Origin of the sequence: Streptomyces sp. B21-105 (assembly GCF_036898465.1) — a bacterium.
In the GTDB taxonomy this organism is placed as follows: Bacteria; Actinomycetota; Actinomycetes; order Streptomycetales; family Streptomycetaceae; genus Streptomyces.
This window is the reverse complement of sequence record NZ_JARUMJ010000001.1, coordinates 3,233,587-3,252,301: the sequence shown is the minus strand read 5'-3', so window position 1 is coordinate 3,252,301 and position 18,715 is coordinate 3,233,587. Positions and strand designations below refer to the sequence as shown.

General features: G+C 70.3%; 19 protein-coding genes and 2 pseudogenes. 11 read left to right on the top strand and 10 right to left on the bottom strand.

The window, feature by feature from the left end; all coding sequences use genetic code 11:
- Positions 1–7 precede the first annotated feature (7 nt).
- Positions 8–1,078 carry a M4 family metallopeptidase gene (locus QA802_RS14660; protein ID WP_334522176.1) on the bottom strand — a complete coding sequence of 357 codons (1,071 nt, stop codon included), beginning with the start codon at positions 1,076–1,078 and terminating at the stop codon, positions 8–10.
- Between the two features lie 345 nt (positions 1,079–1,423).
- Between QA802_RS14660 and leuA the strand changes: the two genes are divergently transcribed.
- From leuA to QA802_RS14645, 3 genes and pseudogenes are all read left to right on the top strand, one after another.
- Entirely contained in the window at positions 1,424–3,145 is a 1,722-nt protein-coding gene (gene leuA, locus QA802_RS14655) for a 2-isopropylmalate synthase (protein ID WP_319168483.1), read from the top strand.
- Between the two features lie 184 nt (positions 3,146–3,329).
- Positions 3,330–4,025 carry a TerB family tellurite resistance protein gene (locus tag QA802_RS14650; RefSeq protein WP_319168484.1) on the top strand — a complete coding sequence of 232 codons (696 nt, stop codon included), beginning with the start codon at positions 3,330–3,332 and terminating at the stop codon, positions 4,023–4,025.
- 46 nt (positions 4,026–4,071) lie between these two features.
- A pseudogene (locus QA802_RS14645) lies at positions 4,072–4,295 on the top strand (MMPL family transporter); the annotation flags it as partial.
- On the opposite strand, the gene QA802_RS14640 reads toward QA802_RS14645, so the two are convergent.
- On the bottom strand, positions 4,291–5,232 hold the full coding sequence (locus QA802_RS14640) for a hypothetical protein (RefSeq protein ID WP_334522171.1): 942 nt from the start codon (positions 5,230–5,232) through the stop codon (positions 4,291–4,293). The pseudogene QA802_RS14645 and the gene QA802_RS14640 sit on opposite strands and share 5 nt — an antisense overlap.
- Positions 5,180–5,782, bottom strand: a complete 603-nt coding sequence (locus tag QA802_RS14635; protein ID WP_334522168.1) for a SigE family RNA polymerase sigma factor — start codon at positions 5,780–5,782, stop codon at positions 5,180–5,182. Before QA802_RS14635 ends, QA802_RS14640 begins: the two co-directional genes overlap by 53 nt.
- Before the next feature lie 80 nt (positions 5,783–5,862).
- On the opposite strand from QA802_RS14635, the gene QA802_RS14630 reads away from it, so the two are divergent.
- A complete protein-coding gene (locus tag QA802_RS14630) occupies positions 5,863–6,330 on the top strand; it encodes a protein-tyrosine phosphatase family protein (RefSeq protein WP_334522165.1) in 468 nt (155 codons plus the stop codon).
- A 60-nt stretch (positions 6,331–6,390) separates the two neighbouring features.
- Positions 6,391–7,341: an FAD-dependent oxidoreductase gene (locus QA802_RS14625; RefSeq protein ID WP_334522162.1), complete on the top strand. Its 951-nt coding sequence runs from the start codon at positions 6,391–6,393 to the stop codon at positions 7,339–7,341.
- Between the two features lie 13 nt (positions 7,342–7,354).
- On the opposite strand, the gene QA802_RS14620 is transcribed toward QA802_RS14625, so the two are convergent.
- A complete protein-coding gene (locus QA802_RS14620; protein WP_334522159.1) occupies positions 7,355–8,572 on the bottom strand; it encodes a GNAT family N-acetyltransferase in 1,218 nt (405 codons plus the stop codon).
- Positions 8,573–8,803: 231 nt separating this feature from the next.
- Between QA802_RS14620 and recO the strand changes: the two genes are divergently transcribed.
- From recO to QA802_RS14605, 3 genes are all read left to right on the top strand, one after another.
- Positions 8,804–9,553 carry a DNA repair protein RecO gene (recO, locus tag QA802_RS14615; protein WP_057574747.1) on the top strand — a complete coding sequence of 250 codons (750 nt, stop codon included), beginning with the start codon at positions 8,804–8,806 and terminating at the stop codon, positions 9,551–9,553.
- 59 nt (positions 9,554–9,612) lie between these two features.
- Complete coding sequence (locus QA802_RS14610) at positions 9,613–10,464, top strand: isoprenyl transferase (protein ID WP_334522156.1); 852 nt, start codon at positions 9,613–9,615, stop codon at positions 10,462–10,464.
- A gap of 89 nt (positions 10,465–10,553) precedes the next feature.
- A complete protein-coding gene (locus QA802_RS14605) occupies positions 10,554–11,096 on the top strand; it encodes a hypothetical protein (RefSeq protein ID WP_334522153.1) in 543 nt (180 codons plus the stop codon).
- Between the two features lie 124 nt (positions 11,097–11,220).
- Here the strand turns inward: QA802_RS14605 and QA802_RS14600 are convergent, their stop codons facing one another.
- The 4 genes from QA802_RS14600 to QA802_RS14585 are packed head-to-tail and all read right to left on the bottom strand — an operon-like array spanning position 11,221 to position 14,352.
- On the bottom strand, positions 11,221–11,640 hold the full coding sequence (locus tag QA802_RS14600) for a Fur family transcriptional regulator (RefSeq protein ID WP_306952387.1): 420 nt from the start codon (positions 11,638–11,640) through the stop codon (positions 11,221–11,223).
- A 59-nt stretch (positions 11,641–11,699) separates the two neighbouring features.
- On the bottom strand, positions 11,700–12,602 hold the full coding sequence (locus QA802_RS14595; protein WP_334522148.1) for a metal ABC transporter permease: 903 nt from the start codon (positions 12,600–12,602) through the stop codon (positions 11,700–11,702).
- On the bottom strand, positions 12,602–13,378 hold the full coding sequence (locus QA802_RS14590; RefSeq protein ID WP_319168495.1) for a metal ABC transporter ATP-binding protein: 777 nt from the start codon (positions 13,376–13,378) through the stop codon (positions 12,602–12,604). The genes QA802_RS14595 and QA802_RS14590 overlap by 1 nt, the downstream gene beginning before the upstream one ends.
- 17 nt (positions 13,379–13,395) lie before the next feature.
- Positions 13,396–14,352, bottom strand: coding sequence for a metal ABC transporter substrate-binding protein (locus QA802_RS14585; RefSeq protein ID WP_334522145.1), 957 nt, complete (start codon positions 14,350–14,352; stop codon positions 13,396–13,398).
- A gap of 219 nt (positions 14,353–14,571) precedes the next feature.
- On the opposite strand from QA802_RS14585, the gene QA802_RS14580 reads away from it, so the two are divergent.
- Positions 14,572–15,954: a glycine--tRNA ligase gene (locus tag QA802_RS14580; RefSeq protein WP_334522142.1), complete on the top strand. Its 1,383-nt coding sequence runs from the start codon at positions 14,572–14,574 to the stop codon at positions 15,952–15,954.
- 70 nt (positions 15,955–16,024) lie between these two features.
- Here QA802_RS14580 and QA802_RS14575 read toward each other — a convergent pair whose 3' ends face one another.
- Positions 16,025–16,405 carry a hypothetical protein gene (locus tag QA802_RS14575; protein WP_334522139.1) on the bottom strand — a complete coding sequence of 127 codons (381 nt, stop codon included), beginning with the start codon at positions 16,403–16,405 and terminating at the stop codon, positions 16,025–16,027.
- A 175-nt stretch (positions 16,406–16,580) separates the two neighbouring features.
- On the opposite strand from QA802_RS14575, the pseudogene QA802_RS14570 reads away from it, so the two are divergent.
- Both QA802_RS14570 and QA802_RS14565 read left to right on the top strand, forming a co-directional pair.
- A pseudogene (locus QA802_RS14570) lies at positions 16,581–17,373 on the top strand (helix-turn-helix domain-containing protein); the annotation flags it as partial.
- A complete protein-coding gene (locus tag QA802_RS14565; RefSeq protein ID WP_334534638.1) occupies positions 17,351–17,524 on the top strand; it encodes a DUF397 domain-containing protein in 174 nt (57 codons plus the stop codon). The pseudogene QA802_RS14570 and the gene QA802_RS14565, both read left to right, overlap by 23 nt.
- Here the strand turns inward: QA802_RS14565 and QA802_RS14560 are convergent.
- Positions 17,503–18,615: an endonuclease/exonuclease/phosphatase family protein gene (locus QA802_RS14560; protein ID WP_334522136.1), complete on the bottom strand. Its 1,113-nt coding sequence runs from the start codon at positions 18,613–18,615 to the stop codon at positions 17,503–17,505. The two genes, QA802_RS14565 and QA802_RS14560, sit on opposite strands and share 22 nt — an antisense overlap.
- Between the last annotated feature and the right edge of the window lie 100 nt (positions 18,616–18,715).

Sequence of the window (18,715 nt, the reverse complement as noted above, 5' to 3'; positions counted from 1 at the left end):
TACGGAACTACAGGATCCGCACCCCGACCTGCTCCCACGCCTTCTGTACGGCCTGGAACTCGTCGCCGCCGTCGCCGAACCGCTCGCGCGCCGCCTTCACCGTCAGCGCGGCGAAGTCGGTGAAGAAGGCCCGGTCCCCGAGCTCGCCGCCGGTCAGCACGTCGTACCAGATCTGCCCCGCCTTCTCCCAGGCGTACCCGCCGAGAGCGGCGGCGGCCAGGTAGAACGCGTGGTTGGGGATGCCCGAGTTGATGTGCACGCCGCCGTTGTCGCGACCGGTGCGGACGTATTCGTCCATGGTCGCGGGCTGCGGGTCCTTGCCGAGGACGTCGTCGTCGTACGCGGTGCCCGGGGCCTTCATCGAGCGCAGCGCGGAGCCGGTGACGTCCGGGGCGAGCAGGCCCGCGCCGATCAGCCAGTCGGCCTCGGCGGCGGTCTGGCCGAGCGAGTACTGCTTGATGAGCGAGCCGAAGACGTCGGACATCGACTCGTTGAGGGCGCCGGGCTGCCCGTAGTAGGTCAGGTTCGCGGTGTACTGGGTGACGCCGTGGGTGAGCTCGTGCCCGATGACGTCGATGGCGTTGGTGAAGTCGAGGAAGATCTCGCCGTCGCCGTCGCCGAACACCATCTGCTCGCCGTTCCAGAAGGCGTTGTTGTAGCCCTCGTCGTAGTGGACGCTGGCGTCGAGCGGAAGGCCGTCGTCGTCGATGGAGTGGCGCCGGTAGGCCTTCAGATAGAGGTCGAAGGTGGCGCCGAGCCCGGAGTACGCGCGGTTGACGGTCGCGTCCCGGCCGGGGTCCTGGCCCTCGGCGCGGACCTTGTCGCCGGGCAGGTCGGTGCCGTGCCCGCAGTCGTAGATCGTGCGCAGCGGCGAGTCCGAGGGGGCCTTCACGGCCGGGGCGGCGGCCAGGCGGAACTCGGTGGTCACCTGGCGCAGGCCGCGCAGCTCGCTGTCGCGCAGCAAGGTGCGCCGGGCGGGCCCGGAGAGCGCGGGATCGTCGTTGCGCGCCAGCCGGTGGAGCAGGTGCGGCGGTACGACGGTGCAGAAGACGGGCTCGAAGCCCCCGTGGGTCGTCATGCCCGGCACCTTTGCACTGTGTGACCCAACTGTCACTACAGGCAACCATGATCGGTGAAAAACAGTGACAAACGCGGCGGATTCATGGCTTCAAGTGGTATGGCACACGTTTCGTCCCTTTTCTCTTCAGTTGCTCTCGGTGGTCCCGCATACTGATACGCACCACCGCGACAGGTGCGGCTCGGCTAGGCTGCGGAGCACTATGCGTTTCGGGCTGCTTCTCCTTAGCTGCCGCGGCGAGGGCCTGTAGTCGAGGCCGACCCCCTCCCCGCGGAGCTTGGTGTTGCGTGTCGGCCGTCCTTCCGTCCGGACATTTCTCCGGTCACCCCGAGGAGCCAACGCCCCATGGCGAACCGCCAGCAGCCCAGCCAGATGCCGATCCACAAGTACGGCCAGTACGACCAGGTCGACATCCCCGACCGCACCTGGCCGGACAACCGGATCACCGCCGCCCCCCGCTGGCTCTCCACCGACCTGCGCGACGGCAACCAGGCCCTGATCGACCCCATGTCGCCCGAGCGCAAGCGCCGGATGTTCGACCAGCTGGTCAAGATGGGCTACAAGGAGATCGAGGTCGGCTTCCCGGCCTCCGGACAGACCGACTTCGACTTCGTGCGCTCGATCATCGAGGAAGAGGGCGCGATCCCGGACGACGTCACCATCTCCGTACTGACCCAGGCCCGCGAGGACCTGATCGAGCGGACCGTGGAGTCCCTGAAGGGCGCCCACCGCGCCACCGTCCACCTGTACAACGCCACCGCGCCGGTCTTCCGCCGGGTCGTCTTCCGCGGCTCCAAGGACGACATCAAGCAGATCGCCGTCGACGGCACCCGCCTGGTCATGGAGTACGCGGAGAAGCTGCTGGGCCCCGAGACCGAGTTCGGCTACCAGTACAGCCCCGAGATCTTCACCGACACCGAGCTGGACTTCGCCCTCGAGGTCTGCGAGGCGGTCATGGACGTCTACCAGCCCGGCCCGGGCCGCGAGATCATCCTGAACCTGCCGGCCACCGTCGAGCGTTCCACGCCCTCCACCCACGCCGACCGCTTCGAGTGGATGAGCCGCAACATCTCCCGCCGTGAGCACGTCGTCATCTCCGTCCACCCGCACAACGACCGCGGCACCGCCGTCGCCGCCGCCGAACTGGCGCTGATGGCCGGCGCCGACCGCGTCGAGGGCTGCCTGTTCGGGCAGGGCGAGCGCACCGGCAACGTCGACCTGGTCACCCTGGGCATGAACCTCTTCTCCCAGGGCGTCGACCCGCAGATCGACTTCTCCGACATCGACGAGATCCGTCGCACGTGGGAGTACTGCAACCAGATGGAGGTCCACCCGCGCCACCCGTACGTGGGCGACCTGGTCTACACGTCCTTCTCCGGCTCCCACCAGGACGCCATCAAGAAGGGCTTCGACGCCATGGAGGCCGACGCCGCCGCCAAGGGCGTCACCGTCGACGACATCGAGTGGGCTGTCCCCTACCTGCCGATCGACCCGAAGGACGTCGGCCGTTCCTACGAGGCGGTCATCCGCGTCAACTCGCAGTCCGGCAAGGGCGGTATCGCGTACGTCCTGAAGAACGACCACAAGCTGGACCTGCCCCGCCGGATGCAGATCGAGTTCTCCAGGCTCATCCAGGCCAAGACGGACGCCGAGGGCGGCGAGGTCACCGGCAGCGCCATCTGGTCCGTCTTCCAGGACGAGTACCTGCCGAACCCCGAGAACCCCTGGGGCCGCATCCAGGTCCGCACCGGTCAGTCGACCACCGACACCGACGGCGTGGACACCCTGACCGTCGAGGCCACGGTCGACGGCCAGGACACCGTCCTGACCGGTACCGGCAACGGTCCGATCTCGGCCTTCTTCGACGCCCTGCAGTCCGTCGGCGTCGACGTGCGCCTGCTGGACTACCAGGAGCACACGATGAGCGAGGGCGCCTCCGCGCAGGCCGCCTCCTACATCGAGTGCGCGATCGGCGACAAGGTCCTGTGGGGCATCGGCATCGACGCGAACACGACGCGTGCCTCGCTGAAGGCGGTCGTCTCGGCCGTCAACCGCGCGAGCCGCTGACCATCCTGACCGGTGGTTTGGGGCCCCGGACGCCGTACGCGGCGGCCGGGGCCCCGTCGTATATCGGCCATCCGACCGTGAAGGTCACGGAGAGGTCTCGTCCTGGGTACTGACTACACCTCATGGATGTGGCTAACATCACGGGGGCATGCGGCGATGTTGCCGCGGCTGATGGAGGTGCGACGTGCTGCCAGAACGGGGACGAGACGGCCGTGTCACCAGGCGTGCCCGCATCCTGGGCACCCGCACCGCGTGGACGCCCGTCGGCGACGGCGAGTTCTTCTGCCCGGGCTGCGGCGGAGACCGCAACTACCAGCGGCTCACCGGCCAGCGCCGCTTCACCGTGCTCGGCGTGCCCGTCCTGCCGCGCGGCGAGACCGGCCCGGTCGTCGAGTGCGCGGCCTGCCGGGGGCACTTCGGCGCCGACGCCCTCGACCACCCCACCACCGTCCGCTTCTCGGCGATGCTCCGCGACGCCGTCCACACCGTCGCCCTCGCGGTGCTCTCCGCGGACGGCAGCTGCGCCCGCACCGCCCTCGGGACGGCGGCCGGAGCGGTCCGTGCGGCCGGCTTCGCCGACTGCACGGAGGAACAGCTCGCCGCCCTCGTCGAGGCGCTCGCCGCCGACACCGGCCACAACTACGGCGAGTCGTACGGCCCCGGGCTCGCCATAGAGCTCCACGAGGCCCTCGACCCGCTCGCCCCCCACCTCGCACCGGTCGGCCGCGAGTCGATCCTGCTGCAGGGCGCACGGATCGCCCTCGCGGACGGCCCCTACACCCCGGCCGAACGCGAGGTCCTCGCGACCGTCGGCGCGGCCCTGACCATCTGCGCGGACGACGTGACCCGCCTCCTGGCCGCGGCCCGCACACCGTCCTGACCCGCCCGCCCACGCCGTCCTGACCCGCCCCGGGTACTCCACAGGGTTCGGGCCGGTGTTCGGCTTCGAGGGCACGGATCCCGGGCTCGGCTGCTGTCCTTCGTCTTTCTCGTCGCTCTCGGCGTCGACTACGGCATCTTCCTGATGCACCGGATGCGGGAGGAGTCGCTGCGCGGCGCCGAACCCGACGCGGCGGCCCTGCGAGTCGGGACCGGTGACCCCGGGCAGGACGTGACCGCCGCCGCAGGCCGCTGGCCGCTGGCCGCTACGGCAGGGTGCGGTGGTAGGTGCGGTCCGTGTCGGAGTCGTAGACGAGCTTGCCCGCGCCGTCGTAACCCTTCACGTGCGGGGCCAGGGTGACCTGCCGCTCCAGCATCCCGGCGGCCACGAACCAGCCGTGGTCGAGGACGGCGGCGACCGGACCGGCGTCGCCGTAGGAGACGGTCACCTTGGCCACCGACGGTTCCACGGTGCCGATGGCCGCCCAGCGGAACGGCAGCTTCCAGTGCCCCTTGTCGATGAACGCCTGCTGGTACAGGGCCGCGCCGTTGACATCGGGCACGACCACGCCCGCGTCCGGCGGGTTCGCGTCGCTCGAACTGACGCTGATGCCGGAGCCCACGCCGTCCTCGATGTCGCACACCACCCGGAAGCCGGCCGGCTGCTCCTTCACGCCGACGACGTGGAAGCCGTCCCCGGGGGCGTTGGAGTCGCCGGTGCTCTTCGCGGCCAGGACGATCCGGTAGTCCTGGGCCTTGCCCAGCCGGGCCTTCGTCCCGCCCTCCGCCTTCAGACACGCCGCCAGCCCGTCCGCGGCCTGCGCGAAGGTGATCCCGTCCATCAGTTGACCGTCCGTCGCCGGCCGCGCGGGCCCAAAGACGCCCCCGCCCGCCGTCGTGCCGGCCGTCCTGCCCGGGTTCGCGGCCGTGCCGCCCGGGACGCTCGCCGACGGCTGCGGCGGCGCCGCCGTGTCGGAGCCCCGCCCCCCGCTCCCGCCGGCCACGGCGTACGCCCCCACCGGCACGGCGGCCAGCGTCGCCAGCACCGCGCCGGTCAGCGCCACGCGCCGCCGCCGCTCGGTCAGCCCCCGCCGTCGGATCGCCGGATACGGCGCCGGGGACGGGCTGATGGTGTACGCGTCCTCCGCGAGCAGCTCACGCATCCGCGCCTCGAACCCGAAGTCCTCGTGCCCGCCTGTCTCGTTCACCGCTGTCTCCCCGCTCTCCCTGCTCTGTCTGCCCCCGACCGTCCGCCGGCGCGCGGCCCGCGGACAGTCCCGGATACGTGCGCAACTTCGCCAGGCCCTTCGACGCCTGGCTCTTCACCGTGCCGGTCGAGCAGCCGAGCACCTCGGCCACCTCCGCCTCGGAAAGGTCCTCCCAGTACCGGAGCACCACCACCGCCCGCTGTCTGGGCGGCAGTTGGGCGAGCCCGGCGAGCAGCGAGCCACGCTCCTCCACCTGCCCCGCGCCCTCGTCGCGCCCCGCCCGGTCCGGCGGCGCCGCGGTCAGCGCCTCGGTGACCCGCCGCTTGCGGAACCGGTCGCTGTTGCACGTGACCAGCATCCGCCGCACGTACGCCTCCGGGCTGTCGCTGCGCGATATCCGCCGCCACGACCGGTATGCCTTGGCCAGCGCCGTCTGCGTCAGGTCCTCCGCGTGGTGGACGTCCCCCGTGAGCAGATACGCGGTTCGCACCAGCCGGGACCACCGCGCTCTGACGAACTCGTGGAACCGGTCCTCTTGTTCGGCCTGCATCAAGCACCCTCCTCGCCCTCCAGACCACCGGCGGTCCCGAATCGGTTGCCCGGCCCCGGCGAACGCGTTGGAATGGAGTGATGGAGAAGGACACACGGGCCTGGAGTGAGAACGACCTCGGAGTGCTCACCCTGCCCTCCGGCCGGCTGATCCGCGGCCGCGGCCTGCGCCGCCCCCTCGACCCGGCGGCGCCCACCCCCGCCTACGCCCTCTACCTCCTGGGCCGACGCCCTCCGGCGTCGTCCTGGGAGTCCCGCTGGGTCCACTGGCCCGACTTCCGCCTCCCCGCCGACCACGATGACGCCCGCGCGGCCCTCACCGAGGCGTGGCGCCGGGCGGCCGACGAACGCGTGGAGATCGCCTGCGCCGGCGGCCGCGGCCGCACCGGCACAGCCCTGGCCTGCCTGGCGGTCCTGGACGGCGTCCCCCCGACCGAAGCAGTCGCCTTCGTCCGCCACCACTACGACCCCCGAGCGGTGGAGACGCCTTGGCAGCGACGGTATGTACGGCGGTTCGGCGTTTCCGGCGAAGCGCAGGGCCGCGGCTAGACTGACGGCTCCTCGGGACGGGGCAGACGATCCGCCGGGGGGCCTGTCGAGGAGGCGAGGATGCCGGCACCCGCGGTAGTGATCGGCGCCGGAGTGGTCGGCCTCACCACGGCGGTCAGCCTCGCGGAGGCGGGCCGGGACGTGCGCGTGGACGCCGAACTGCTTCCCGGCGACACGACCTCGGCCGCCGCGGGCGCTTCGTGGGACCCGTTCCTGGCCGAACCCGCCGACCTGGTGGAGCGCTGGAGCAAGGAGACCCTGCGCGTCCTGCTGGAGCTCGGAGCCGACGACAGTACAGGGGTCCGTCTCGTCGAAGGCACGCACGAGTCCCGTGTACCGCGGGACGTGCCGGCGTGGGCTCCCTGGGTCGGTGCCGGACCGTGCGAACCGAAGGATCTGCGCCCGGGTTACGTCGAGGGGTGGCGCTACCGCGCGCCCGTCGTCGACATGCCCAGGTATCTGGGCTATCTCGCCGACCGGTTGGCGCACGCCGGCGGGCGGCTGCGACAGCACCGCTACGCCTCGCTCGAAGAGGCGGCGTCCGAGGCGTCCGTCATCGTGAACTGCACGGGAACCGGCGCGCGAGCCCTGGTAGGGGACTCGTCCGTGGAGGCGGTGCGCGGCCAGCTCGTCGTGGTCGAGAATCCCGGCGTCACGACGTTCTTCTGCGACGACACCCCGGAAGCCGATGAACTCACCTATCTCTACCCGCAGTCCGACGTGGTGGTCCTGGGCGGTACCTCGGACCGGGGGAGCTGGGATCTCCGTCCCGATGCCGCTGCCGCCGCAGAGATCGTGCGGCGGTGTGCGGCGGTCGAACCCTCCCTCGCCGACGCCCGGGTGGTGGGTCACCGCGTGGGTCTCAGGCCGGTAAGACCCCTGGTCCGGCTGGACACCGAGAATCGTGACGGCACGCTGATCCTGCACAACTACGGCCATGGCGGCGCTGGCCTGACCCTGTCCTGGGGGTGCGCCCGCGAGGTCGCCGACCTGTTGCGCGCCGCCGAGTAGCCATCCCCGTCGCTCAGTCCCTGACCTGCCACTGACGGCGCCCAGCCGTCCCCGCCTCGGGACCTCGCCGGTAGAGATACAGCCAGGTCCGGGCAGAGAGGACGCAGGCCAGTGCGGTGGTCCAAGGCCAGCTGGTGGTACCCGTCGAGACGACCGCCGCGCCGATGAGGGGTGAGGCCGCAGTGAACGCCATGAGGACGATCTCCACGATGCTCTTGCGGAACCGGTGGGCGATGGAGAACTCGGACCGCTCGTACCACGCGATGCTCACGCTCAGCAGTGCGGCCAGAACCATGGTCGTCCTCGGATCGCCGCTCGCCTGTGCGTAGGTGACGGGGAGGGAGATGAGGAACGGCAGCACACCACCGAACTCGGAGAGCACGTTGCCGTATTTCATGATCCTGGCGAACGTGTTCGAGTGGATACGGGCGAGTTCTCCTGAGGCGCTGGCGTAGACGATCAGGGACAGCACGGTGCTGAAGGTGGCGCCGATCAGGAGAAGGCGGACGTCGTCCGGGAATCGCGTCGAGGTGAAGGCGAAGCCCAGGAGGAACGTGATGGCCGCGAGTATCGCTCCGGAGAACGCAATGCCCGCCGCGGCCTCACCGGACTGAAGGGTCGCGGGGTCGTCCTGCTCGAAACGCGTGATCTCCAGCGCGGGCTCACCGTGCAGGGACACCAGCGCGGTCACGGCCTGATCCTGCGACGCGAGGGATTCGATCAGTTGCGTCTGCGCGCTCAGGGGGACGAGATAGCGTGTGTCGGGGTCTATGTACTCGACGCGTCTCTTGTGCTGGTAGTGAAGGCAGACTCCGTCGGGATGCCGGCTGGTGCGCATGACGCGAGTGCCGATGAAGCCGCTCTTCAGCAGGAGCCCCGAGACGGGGATGTCCGTGATCTCGATGACGGCCGAGACCAAAGGGGCCGGACCGATGCGTTCCGAGACGCGCAGCGACAGCTCGTCCAGGAGACGGAGAGCGATCCCCCGCCGGCGCAGACCCTCACGGACGCCAGCCGCCGACAGACGCACATGTTCCGGGGAAGGCCTTTCTGCGGCGACGCATCCGACCACCTCGCCGTCGGATTCGGCGACCCGGACCAGCCCGTTGGCGATCGACTCGGCCAGCAGGGCCGACGACGGGACCTCGGCCGGGTCGCACGTCTCCGCCAGTAACCGGCTGAGTACCGGCAGATCGTCCGCGCGTGCTTCTCGGGTGGACCATGCGCTCATGTCGTCGAGCCCCCTCGGCTGCGTCCGCCGACGCACGCGGGCCCAAGGCCCCCAGCGCATCCGTCGGCCTGCTCCCCAATCGGATGATCGTACAGATCGGTTGCCGGGCCGTCTCCGGTCAAAGAGCGCCCGATCCCGGCCGGTCCCCACAGCTCCGGCTGGTCCTCGTCGCTTCGGCCCACCCCCGCCGTCCCGGCACATGGGTGTTCGGGCGTAGGTGAGAATGGGGGTATGAGTCTGTTCCGCGATGACGGGATCGTGCTGCGCACCCAGAAGCTGGGTGAGGCGGATCGCATCATCACGCTGCTCACGCGCGGGCACGGGCGGGTGCGGGCGGTGGCGCGGGGGGTGCGGCGGACGAAGTCGAAGTTCGGGGCGCGGCTCGAGCCGTTCTCCCACGTCGACGTGCAGTTCTTCGCGCGGGGCAGCAGCGAGCTGGTCGGACGCGGGCTGCCGTTGTGCACGCAGAGCGAGATCATCGCCCCCTACGGCGGCGGCATCGTGACCGACTACGCCCGCTACACCGCCGGCACGGCCATGCTGGAGACCGCCGAGCGGTTCACCGACCACGAGGGCGAGCCGGCCGTGCAGCAGTACCTGCTGCTCGTGGGCGCGCTGCGGACCCTGGCCCGCGGCGAGCACGCCCCGCACCTGGTGCTGGACGCGTTCCTGCTGCGGTCGCTGGCCGTGAACGGGTACGCCCCCAGCTTCGGGGACTGCGCGAGGTGCGGGATGCCGGGGCCCAACCGGTTCTTCTCGGTCGCCGCCGGCGGCTCCGTCTGCGCGGACTGCCGGGTGGCCGGCAGCGTCGTACCCTCGCCGCAGACCCTGGTCCTCCTGGGCGCGCTGCTCACGGGAGACTGGGAGACGGCCGACGCGTGCGAGCCGCGGCACGTCCGGGAGGGCAGCGGGCTGGTGTCCGCCTATCTGCACTGGCACCTGGAGCGCGGACTGCGCTCCCTTCGGTACGTCGAGAAGTAAGCAGAAGTAAGCAGAAGTAAGCAAGCGAGAGCCTGAAAGACTAAGGAGACGAGAGGCACATGGTCGTACGCGGGTTCCTGGGGCGGCAACGCAAGGAGTACAGGACTCCGGAGCCGCACCCGTCCGGCGCTCGGCCGCCGAAGCTCCCCGGTGAGCTGGTCCCCGAGCATGTGGCGATCGTCATGGACGGCAACGGCCGCTGGGCCAAGGAGCGCGGGCTGCCGCGCACCGAGGGGCACAAGGTCGGCGCCGAGCAGGTCCTCGACGTGCTGCAGGGCGCCGTCGAGATGGGGGTGCGCAACATCTCGCTGTACGCCTTCTCCACCGAGAACTGGAAGCGTTCGCCCGACGAGGTCCGCTTCCTGATGAACTTCAACCGCGACTTCATCCGCAAGACCCGCGACACCCTTGACGAGCTCGGTATCCGGGTGCGCTGGGTGGGCCGGATGCCCAAACTGTGGAAGTCGGTCGCCAAGGAGCTCCAGGTCGCCCAGGAGCAGACCAAGGACAACGACCGGCTCACCCTGTACTTCTGCATGAACTACGGCGGCCGGGCCGAGATCGCGGACGCCGCGCAGGCGCTCGCGGAGGATGTGAAGGCGGGGCGTCTCGACCCGTCCAAGGTCACCGAGAAGACCCTCGCGAAGTACCTGTACTACCCGGACATGCCGGACGTCGACCTGTTCCTGCGGCCGAGTGGCGAGCAGCGCACCTCCAACTACCTGATCTGGCAGAGCGCGTACGCGGAGATGGTCTTCCAGGACGTCCTGTGGCCCGACTTCGACCGCCGCGACCTGTGGCGGGCCTGCGTCGAGTTCGCCTCCCGCGACCGCCGTTTCGGCGGCGCCACCCCGAACGAGGTCCTGCTGTCCCTGGAGGGACGGACCCCGGACCGGGATGTCACCTCGTAGTCCGTCCTCGCGTGCCCCCGGGCGGCCCGGCCTGCTGTCGCACCCGGCCGTTACGATCACGGTCGTCATCGAAGAACCGGGGAGGGGCCGTGGCCGAAGAGCAGGTTGTGGGAGTGCGGGAGGACACCGTGGTGCTCGAGTACGAGCATCACCGCGCGGACATGGAGGACGCCGTCCGGCTGGTGTCCCGCAAGCAGGGCAAGGTCGGTCTGATCCACCGGCCGGTCTTTCTGGCGTGCGTCGCGCTGGCCGGTGTGTGGCTGCTCGCGCAGGGCGTGCGGGACGGCGACGGAGGCGACATCCCGTTCGGTGTGATGTTCGTGCTGTGGTCGGTGCTGCTGTACTTCGCGCCGCGGATGTCGGCCGCGAAGTCGGTGGAGGCGAACCGGCACCACGGCCGGCTCCAGGTGTCCGTCGGCCCCGAGGGCGTACGCACCGTGCATGCGCACGGCGATCTGCGCATGGGCTGGGCCAACTTCGGCAGCTACGCGGAGTCGAGCCGGATCTTCGCCCTGCGCAGTCCCGACAAGGCCGGTCGCTGTGCGATCGTCCTCGTCAAGCGGGGCGCCCGCGCCCCGGAGGACGTCGACCGGCTGCGGGCCCTGCTGGACAGCCGGCTGCCGCGCGCCTGACCCCGCGCGCCTGATCGCGGGCACCGGCCCGTGTCGTCCTGACGGTCAAGCCGGCACTGGACGGCATCGGACGGTCAGAACGGCACTGGACGGCCGTCCCGGCGGACCGGGACCGCGCGACGGGTCAGCCGCCGGAGGCGCCCGCGCACTCCGCGCACGTGCCGAAGATCTCCACGGTGTGGGCCACGCTGACGTAGCCGTGCTCGGCGGCGATCGCCTCGGCCCACTTCTCGACCGCCGGGCCCTCCACCTCCACGGCCTTGCCGCAGACGCGGCAGACGAGGTGGTGGTGGTGCTCGCCGGTGGAGCAGCGGCGGTACACCGACTCGCCGTCCGAGGTGCGCAGGACGTCGACCTCGCCGGCGTCGGCGAGGGACTGGAGCGTGCGGTAGACCGTGGTCAGGCCCACCGAGTCGCCCTTGTGCTTGAGCATGTCGTGCAGGTCCTGAGCGCTGCGGAACTCCTCGACCTCGTCGAGCGCGGCCGCCACCGCGGCACGCTGCCGGGTGGAGCGGCCCCTCACAGGCGGTCCAGCGGTCGTCACCGTCGTCTCCTCACATCTGCGGGTTGCCGGGCCATTGTGCCAGCCGCGGCTGTGCGCAGTCAGACGCCGACCTCGTCCCCCGCGTCCCGGGTGGCCGGAATCGTGCACTCGGCGGGGTCTCCGGCGGGTCCCTGCGCGGCCAGGGCGCGGGCGCGGCGGCGGGCCAGCGGGGCGGCCAGCACGCTCAGCGCGATGAACGCGGCGATGGTCAGCAGGACGATCGTCGCACCGGGCGGCACGTCCTGGTAGTAGGAGGTGACCGTGCCGCCGAGGGTCACCGTCACGCCGATCGCGACGGCGATCGCGAAGGTGGCGGCGAAGCTGCGGCTGAGCTGCTGCGCGGCGGCCACCGGGACCACCATCAGCGCGCTGACCAGCAGCAGGCCCACCACCCGCATGGCGACCGTCACGGTCACCGCGGCGGTGACGGCGGTCAGCAGGTTCAGCGCCCGCACCGGCAGGCCCGTCACGCGGGCGAACTCCTCGTCCTGGCTGACCGCGAAGAGCTGGCGGCGCAGGCCCAGGGTGACGGCGACGACGAAGCCCGCGAGCAGGCAGATGGCGGTGACGTCCGACTCGGAGACGGTCGACAGCGATCCGAAGAGGTACGACGTCAGGTTGGCGTTGGAGCCGCCGGGCGCGAGGTTGATGAACATCACGCCGCCGGCCATGCCGCCGTAGAAGAGCATCGCGAGGGCGATGTCGCCGCGGGTCCTGCCGTACCAGCGGATCAGTTCCATCGCCACCGCGCCGAGCACGGACACGGCGGTCGCCATCCACACGGGCGAGGCGTTGAGGAGGAAGCCGAGGCCGACGCCGGTCATCGCGACGTGGCCGATGCCGTCGCCCATGAGGGCCTGGCGGCGCTGGACGAGGTAGACGCCGACCGCGGGCGCGGTGATGCCGACGAGGACGGCGGCGAGCAGGGCCCGCTGCATGAAGGCGTAGTCGAGGATGTCCATCAGCTCAGCAGTCCCGTGCGGATCGGTTCGACGCCCGCGGGTGCGTGCGGGTGTACGTGGTCGTGGCCGGGGAGGGCGTGCTGCCCCACGGCCGGGGTGGGCGGGCCGTCGTGCAGGACGCAGCCGTCGCGCAGGACGACCGCCCGGTCGATGAGGGGCTCCAGCGGGCCCAGTTCGTGCAGGACGAGCAGGACGGTCGTGCCCGCCGCGACCTGGTCCTTCAGGGTGCGGGCCAGGACCTCCTGGCTGGCGAGGTCGACGCCGGCCATCGGCTCGTCCATGATCAGCAGTTCGGGTTCGGCGACGAGCGCGCGGGCGATGAGCACGCGCTGGTGCTGGCCGCCGGAGAGGGCGTCCACGTTGTCCTTGGCGCGGTCGGACATGCCGACCAGATCCAGGGCCCGGCGGACGGCCGTGTGGTCGGCCTTGCGGAAGACGCCGAAGCGGGTGCGGGAGAGCCGGCCCGAGGAGACGATCTCCGTCACCGTGGCCGGGACGCCGCCCGCTGCCGTGGTGCGCTGCGGCACGTATCCGACCCGCGACCAGTCCCGGAACCGGCGGTGCGCGGTGCCGAACAGTTCGATCTCGCCCGCGTCGATCGCCACCTGGCCGATGACGCTGCGCACAGCCGTCGACTTCCCGGAGCCGTTCGCGCCGAGCAGGGCGACGACCTCACCGCGCCGCACGGTGAGGTCGACGCCCCGCAGCACTGGGCGCGAGCCCAGTTGTGCGCTGACTGCGCGCATCGCGATCACGGGCTCGGCCTTCGCGTCCATGACGCCCTCCGTAGAGATCACTTGGTTCCCAGGGCCGTCTGAAGCGCCTTGAGGTTCGCCTGCTGGACCGAGAAGTAGTTCTGGCCGCGGGACTGGTCCGTGATGCCCTCGATCGGGTCGAGGACGTCCGTCTTCAGTCCGGCGTCGCCGGCGATGGTCTTCGCGGTCTTGTCGCTGACGAGCGTCTCGTAGAACACGGTGGTGACGCCGTCGGCCTTGGCCATCTTCTCAAGCTCCTTCACGCGCGCGGCGCTGGGCTCCGACTCGGGGTCGAGGCCGTTGATGGCCTCCTCGGTCAGGCCGTAGCGCTCGGCGAGGTATCCGAAGGCGGCGTGGGTGGTGATGAAGACCTTGGTCTTCGTGTTCGCCAGCCCGTCCTTGAACTGGGTGTTGAGGTCGCCGAGCTTCTTCACCAGGGTCGCGGTGTTGGTCTTGTAGTCGGCAGCGTGGTCGGGGTCGGCCTTCTCGAAGGCCTCGCCGACGCCCTCGGCGACCTGGGCGTAGCGCACCGGGTCGAGCCAGATGTGCGGGTCGAGGCCGGCCAGCTCCTCGTTCTCGTGGTCGTCGTGCTCGGCCGCGTGGCCGCCGACCTCGTTGCCGTGCTTCTCCATCGTGGTGAGGGAGGCGGCGTCGATCTTGGTCTTGATCTCGGACTGGGCCACCGCGTCGTCGACGGAGGGCTGGAGGTTCTTCAGGTAGAGCACCGCGTCGGACTCCTGGAGCGCGGCCGTCTGCTTGGCGCTGATCTCCAGGTCGTGCGGTTCCTGGCCGGGCTCGGTGAGGCTGGTGACATGCACGTGGTCCCCGCCTATCTGCTCGGCGAGGAAGGCCATCGGATAGAACGACGCGACGACGTCGAACTTGTCCGTGTTGGCCGCGGCCGCGCTGTCGGAGGAGCACGCGGAGAGGGTGCCGAGGCCGAGGGCGGTGGCCGCCGCGACGGCCGTGCCGGATATGAGTCGTCGTACGTTCATGACAGTCATTTTCAACAAATATGGAAACCGTTGTCAACAAGCTCTCGGGTGATGGGGCCGGTAAGCCCCGAAGAGCTGCGGTATGGCCGCCGGTGGCCGGGTCCTGGCAGGGTCCCGGCGGGGTCCCGATTTGGTCGAGGGGGAGTCCCCGCCGGTACCCTGAAGTCTTCGCTGGAAGCACCTCGCTTCGTCGCCCGTCGTCGTTATGAAGAGAGCACCGTGGCCGCCGACAAGATCGACACCATCGTCAGCCTGAGCAAGCGCCGTGGCTTCGTATTCCCCTGCAGTGAGATCTACGGCGGTCAGCGTGCCGCCTGGGACTACGGACCGCTGGGTGTCGAGCTCAAGGAGAACCTGAAGCGTCAGTGGTGGCGCTACATGGTGACGTCGCGCGAGGACGTGGTCGGCATCGACTCGTCCGTCATCCTGGCCTCCGAGGTCTGGGTGGCCTCCGGTCACGTCGCCACCTTCTCGGACCCGCTCACCGAGTGCACCTCCTGTCACAAGCGGTTCCGCGCGGACCACCTGGAAGAGGCCTACGAGGCCAAGCACAACCGCCCCCCGGCCAACGGCCTGGCGGACGTGAACTGCCCCAACTGCGGCAACAAGGGCCAGTTCACCGAGCCCAAGCAGTTCTCGGGTCTGCTCTCCACCCACCTCGGCCCCACCCAGGACACCGGCTCCATCGCCTACCTGCGCCCCGAGACCGCGCAGGGCATCTTCACCAACTTCGCCCAGGTGCAGACCACTTCGCGCCGCAAGCCGCCGTTCGGCATCGCGCAGATGGGCAAGTCCTTCCGCAACGAGATCACGCCCGGCAACTTCATCTTCCGCACCCGCGAGTTCGAGCAGATGGAGATGGAGTTCTTCGTCAAGCCGGGCGAGGACGAGAAGTGGCAGGAGTACTGGATGGAGCAGCGCTGGAACTGGTACACCGGCCTGGGCATGCGGGAAGAGAACATGCGGTGGTACGAGCACCCGAAGGAGAAGCTCTCCCACTACTCCAAGCGCACCGCCGACATCGAGTACCGCTTCCAGTTCGGCGGCAACGAGTGGGGTGAGCTGGAGGGCGTCGCGAACCGTACCGACTACGACCTCAACGCCCACTCCAAGGCCTCCGGCCAGGACCTCTCCTTCTTCGACCAGGAAGCCGGCGAGCGCTGGACGCCGTACGTCATCGAGCCCGCGGCCGGCGTCGGCCGCGCGATGCTGGCGTTCCTGCTTGACGCCTACGTCGAGGACGAGGCCCCCAACGCCAAGGGCAAGCTGGAGAAGCGCACGGTCCTGCGCCTCGACCACCGCCTCGCCCCGGTGAAGGTCGCGGTCCTTCCGCTGTCCCGCAACCCCGAGCTGTCCCCGAAGGCCAAGGGCCTCGCGGCCGCCCTGCGCCAGAACTGGAACATCGAGTTCGACGACGCCGGCGCGATCGGACGCCGCTACCGCCGCCAGGACGAGATCGGCACCCCGTTCTGCGTGACGGTCGACTTCGACACCCTCGAGGACAACGCGGTCACCGTTCGCGAGCGTGACTCGATGAAGCAGGAGCGCGTCTCCCTCGACCAGATCGAGGGCTACCTCGCCGCCCGCCTGATCGGCGCGTAACCGCCCCCGGCGCTCAGCGCCACGAGGCCGGCCCCGACGGGACTCCCGTCGGGACCGGCCTCGTGTCGTGTCATGCCGGGCAGTTCCGCTCACGCTGGTGGCCGCGGAGCAGGACGTCGGCGTCGGTCTCCGCGCTGTAGTCGTACGCGGCACGGGCCTCGGCGCGGCGCGTCGCGAGCTCGACGCACTCCGGGCAGTCCGGCACCGGCTCGGGCGGACGACGCAGGCCCAGCATGAACGGGCCGTCCGTACGCGCCCGTTCGTTCGCCGCGCGCACGCCCGCGTGCAGCCGCTCACGCTCGGTCGCCGGCCGCACCGCCGCCGGGTCCGCCTGCCACTCCCGGCCGCCGCCGACCGGTCGCAGCATCGCGTAGGGGCCGGAACGGTCCTGGTACTCGCCGAACCTGTCGGTGGCCGGGTCGTAGAGGAGGGTGCCGGGTTCGTGCTGCATGTCGTCCGCTCCTTATGGCCAACATACCCAACTTCCATGCGGAATGTGAGGGTTGGGGCACTCTGGGTGGTGGGGGCGTCGTCAGGATGACCTCCGGGCGGGGCCGACATGCCGTCGACGAGGGCTTCGTGGGCGTTCAGCCGCGCAAATTCCACAAATGCGGAAGGGGCGGGCGGTGCCGGCGAGGAGGGTGGTCATGGGGCGCAGTCAGGAACCCCGGCGACGGTTCGCGGAGGAGCTGCGCCTGCTGCGCGCGGGCAAGGGTGACAGCCTGCGGCAGCTGGAGGAGGTGCTGGGCTGGACGGCGTCGACCTTCGGCAAGACGGAGGGCGGCCGGAGTCTCGGCAGCCCGGAGGTCGTCGAGGTGCTGGACGGGAGCTGGCGGTCGCGGACGCTTCGCAGTTCAAGGAGCAGTACCGCAGGTACATGACGCTGTAGGCGGAGGGCGGAGGGCGGAGGGCGGAGGGCGGAGGCGGTCGGGCTGTGGCGCTACGGGGTGAGCAGGCCGCCCAGGTTGTCGCAGGCGGCCGGATACGCGCGGGAAGCGCTCGAGGCGGGCGGCCTCACGGGGGAGGCACTGGAGTAACAGGTCGAGGCGCGTGTCGGGCGGCGGAAGGTGCTGGAGGGGGCCGATGCGCCACCGTTCCGCGCAATCCTCTCCGAAGCGGTACTGCGCAATTCGCTGCGCAACCCTGCTGAGTGGCAGGGGCAGTTGGGGTTTCTGGTGGAGGCTTCGGATTGCCCGAACAGCACCCTCCATGTGTTGCCGTTCGGCGCGGGGCTGCACTCCATGGACAGCACTTCCATGATGTTCCTGCGTCTCGCGGAAGGCCGAACGGTGGCCTATGCCGAAATCGACGTACGCGGTGAACTGGTGGAAGAAGCCAGCAGAGTTGAGCGTCTGCACCGCACATATGACGGGGTTTCGTCACCTGGCGCTGAACCCTGCCGAGTCGCGGACCTTCATCTTCGGACGGCGGCGAGTGTGTCGAGGTCGCCGCAGGCGTCCCCTCCCTCGTCCCCGTCCGGGACAGCAAGGATCCCGGGCGGGGTGTGCTGGTGTTCGGCGCGGACGCCTGGGGCTGCTTCGTGCGCGCCTACAGGTCGACGTCCACGTAGAGCGCCGCGTGGTCGGAGGCCGCCGTGCCCTTCGAGTTCACCGTGTCGAAGGACTTGATGTCCTTCGCGAAGATGCCGCGGGTCTCCAGACCGACGTGCTGGACCTCCGGCCACAGCTCGGGCGAGAGCAGGAGGTAATCGAGCTTGCTCTCCTCGCTCTTGCAGGTCCCGTGGGTGCCGGGCAGTCCGCGATAGGCGCGGTGCGTCATCACGTCGCGCAGGCCGGTGTCGCGCAGGACGGTGGCCGGGGCGCTGTCGGGGTCGTCGTTGAGGTCCCCGGCGACGACGACGTGCGGGGTGCGCTCCAGCGCGGCCCGGTAGATCTCGGCGACCCGCTTCGCCTGGGCCAGGCGCAGATCGGGGTTGTCCTGGAACTTGCTCTTCAGGTGGTTGCCGAGGACCACCAGGGGCGTCCCGTTGAGCTGGATCTCGTACTCGGGGCAGTCGCGGCTGAAGAGCCGCAGGTCGGGACGCTCGGGGCCGCTGTCGAAGATATGGGTTCGCACGGACGTGATCGGGTGCCGGCTGAGGATGCCGATGTCGATGCCCCGGGGATCGTTGCCGTCGATCAGCAGGACGTAGGGGTACGGCCGCCGGCCGAGCGCCCCGGCCAGCACCTGCGTGTTGAAGCGCTCCAGGGTGAGCCGGTCCTCGACCTCCACGGTGAGCAGGATGTCGGCGTCCACCTCCGAGACCACCCGGCCGGTGTTGCGCACCACGCTCAGCTCGAAGTCGTCCTGCGACAGTTCGGCCCAGCCCGCCCATGCGGAACGGCCCTTGGCGGTGACCACGACGTGGGTGTTCGTTCCCGAGCCCGTCGTCTTGAAGAGCCCGGAGTCCTTGCCCGGCCGTGACTGGTTCACGTAGATCGGCGGCGGGTTCTTCGGGTCGATGCCGTACGCCCGGTGCTTCTCGATGAGCCCGGCGATCTTCTTCTTGTCGTCGTCCGTGTACACCGGCAGGTCGAGGAGGGCGGCCAGCGTCGCGAAGTCGTCGAGGATCTCTTTGCGCTCCGCCGGGTTCTCGAGGCGGAAGGCCGTGGGCCGGCGGAAGAGGTTCTCCATGTTGAAGGTGGCGATCCGGATGCTCATGGCAGCCTCCATGGCGGCGCGAAGGGCCGCTCGGTCGGCGGCAGGCGCCGCCGAGGTGACTGCGCACCGACATATCCCATTGTCCTCGCGTCTCGCGCCC

What these genes read in the sequence shown, in the direction of transcription:
- QA802_RS14660 (WP_334522176.1), bottom strand. Translation starts at nt 1,078, where the DNA reads ATGACGACCCACGGGGGCTTCGAGCCCGTCTTCTGCACCGTCGTACCG.
- leuA (WP_319168483.1), top strand. Translation starts at nt 1,424, where the DNA reads ATGGCGAACCGCCAGCAGCCCAGCCAGATGCCGATCCACAAGTACGGC.
- QA802_RS14635 (WP_334522168.1), bottom strand. Translation starts at nt 5,782, where the DNA reads ATGCAGGCCGAACAAGAGGACCGGTTCCACGAGTTCGTCAGAGCGCGG.
- QA802_RS14630 (WP_334522165.1), top strand. Translation starts at nt 5,863, where the DNA reads ATGGAGAAGGACACACGGGCCTGGAGTGAGAACGACCTCGGAGTGCTC.
- QA802_RS14625 (WP_334522162.1), top strand. Translation starts at nt 6,391, where the DNA reads ATGCCGGCACCCGCGGTAGTGATCGGCGCCGGAGTGGTCGGCCTCACC.
- QA802_RS14620 (WP_334522159.1), bottom strand. Translation starts at nt 8,572, where the DNA reads ATGAGCGCATGGTCCACCCGAGAAGCACGCGCGGACGATCTGCCGGTA.
- recO (WP_057574747.1), top strand. Translation starts at nt 8,804, where the DNA reads ATGAGTCTGTTCCGCGATGACGGGATCGTGCTGCGCACCCAGAAGCTG.
- QA802_RS14610 (WP_334522156.1), top strand. Translation starts at nt 9,613, where the DNA reads ATGGTCGTACGCGGGTTCCTGGGGCGGCAACGCAAGGAGTACAGGACT.
- QA802_RS14595 (WP_334522148.1), bottom strand. Translation starts at nt 12,602, where the DNA reads ATGGACATCCTCGACTACGCCTTCATGCAGCGGGCCCTGCTCGCCGCC.
- QA802_RS14590 (WP_319168495.1), bottom strand. Translation starts at nt 13,378, where the DNA reads ATGGACGCGAAGGCCGAGCCCGTGATCGCGATGCGCGCAGTCAGCGCA.
- QA802_RS14585 (WP_334522145.1), bottom strand. Translation starts at nt 14,352, where the DNA reads ATGAACGTACGACGACTCATATCCGGCACGGCCGTCGCGGCGGCCACC.
- QA802_RS14575 (WP_334522139.1), bottom strand. Translation starts at nt 16,405, where the DNA reads ATGCAGCACGAACCCGGCACCCTCCTCTACGACCCGGCCACCGACAGG.
- QA802_RS14560 (WP_334522136.1), bottom strand. Translation starts at nt 18,615, where the DNA reads ATGAGCATCCGGATCGCCACCTTCAACATGGAGAACCTCTTCCGCCGG.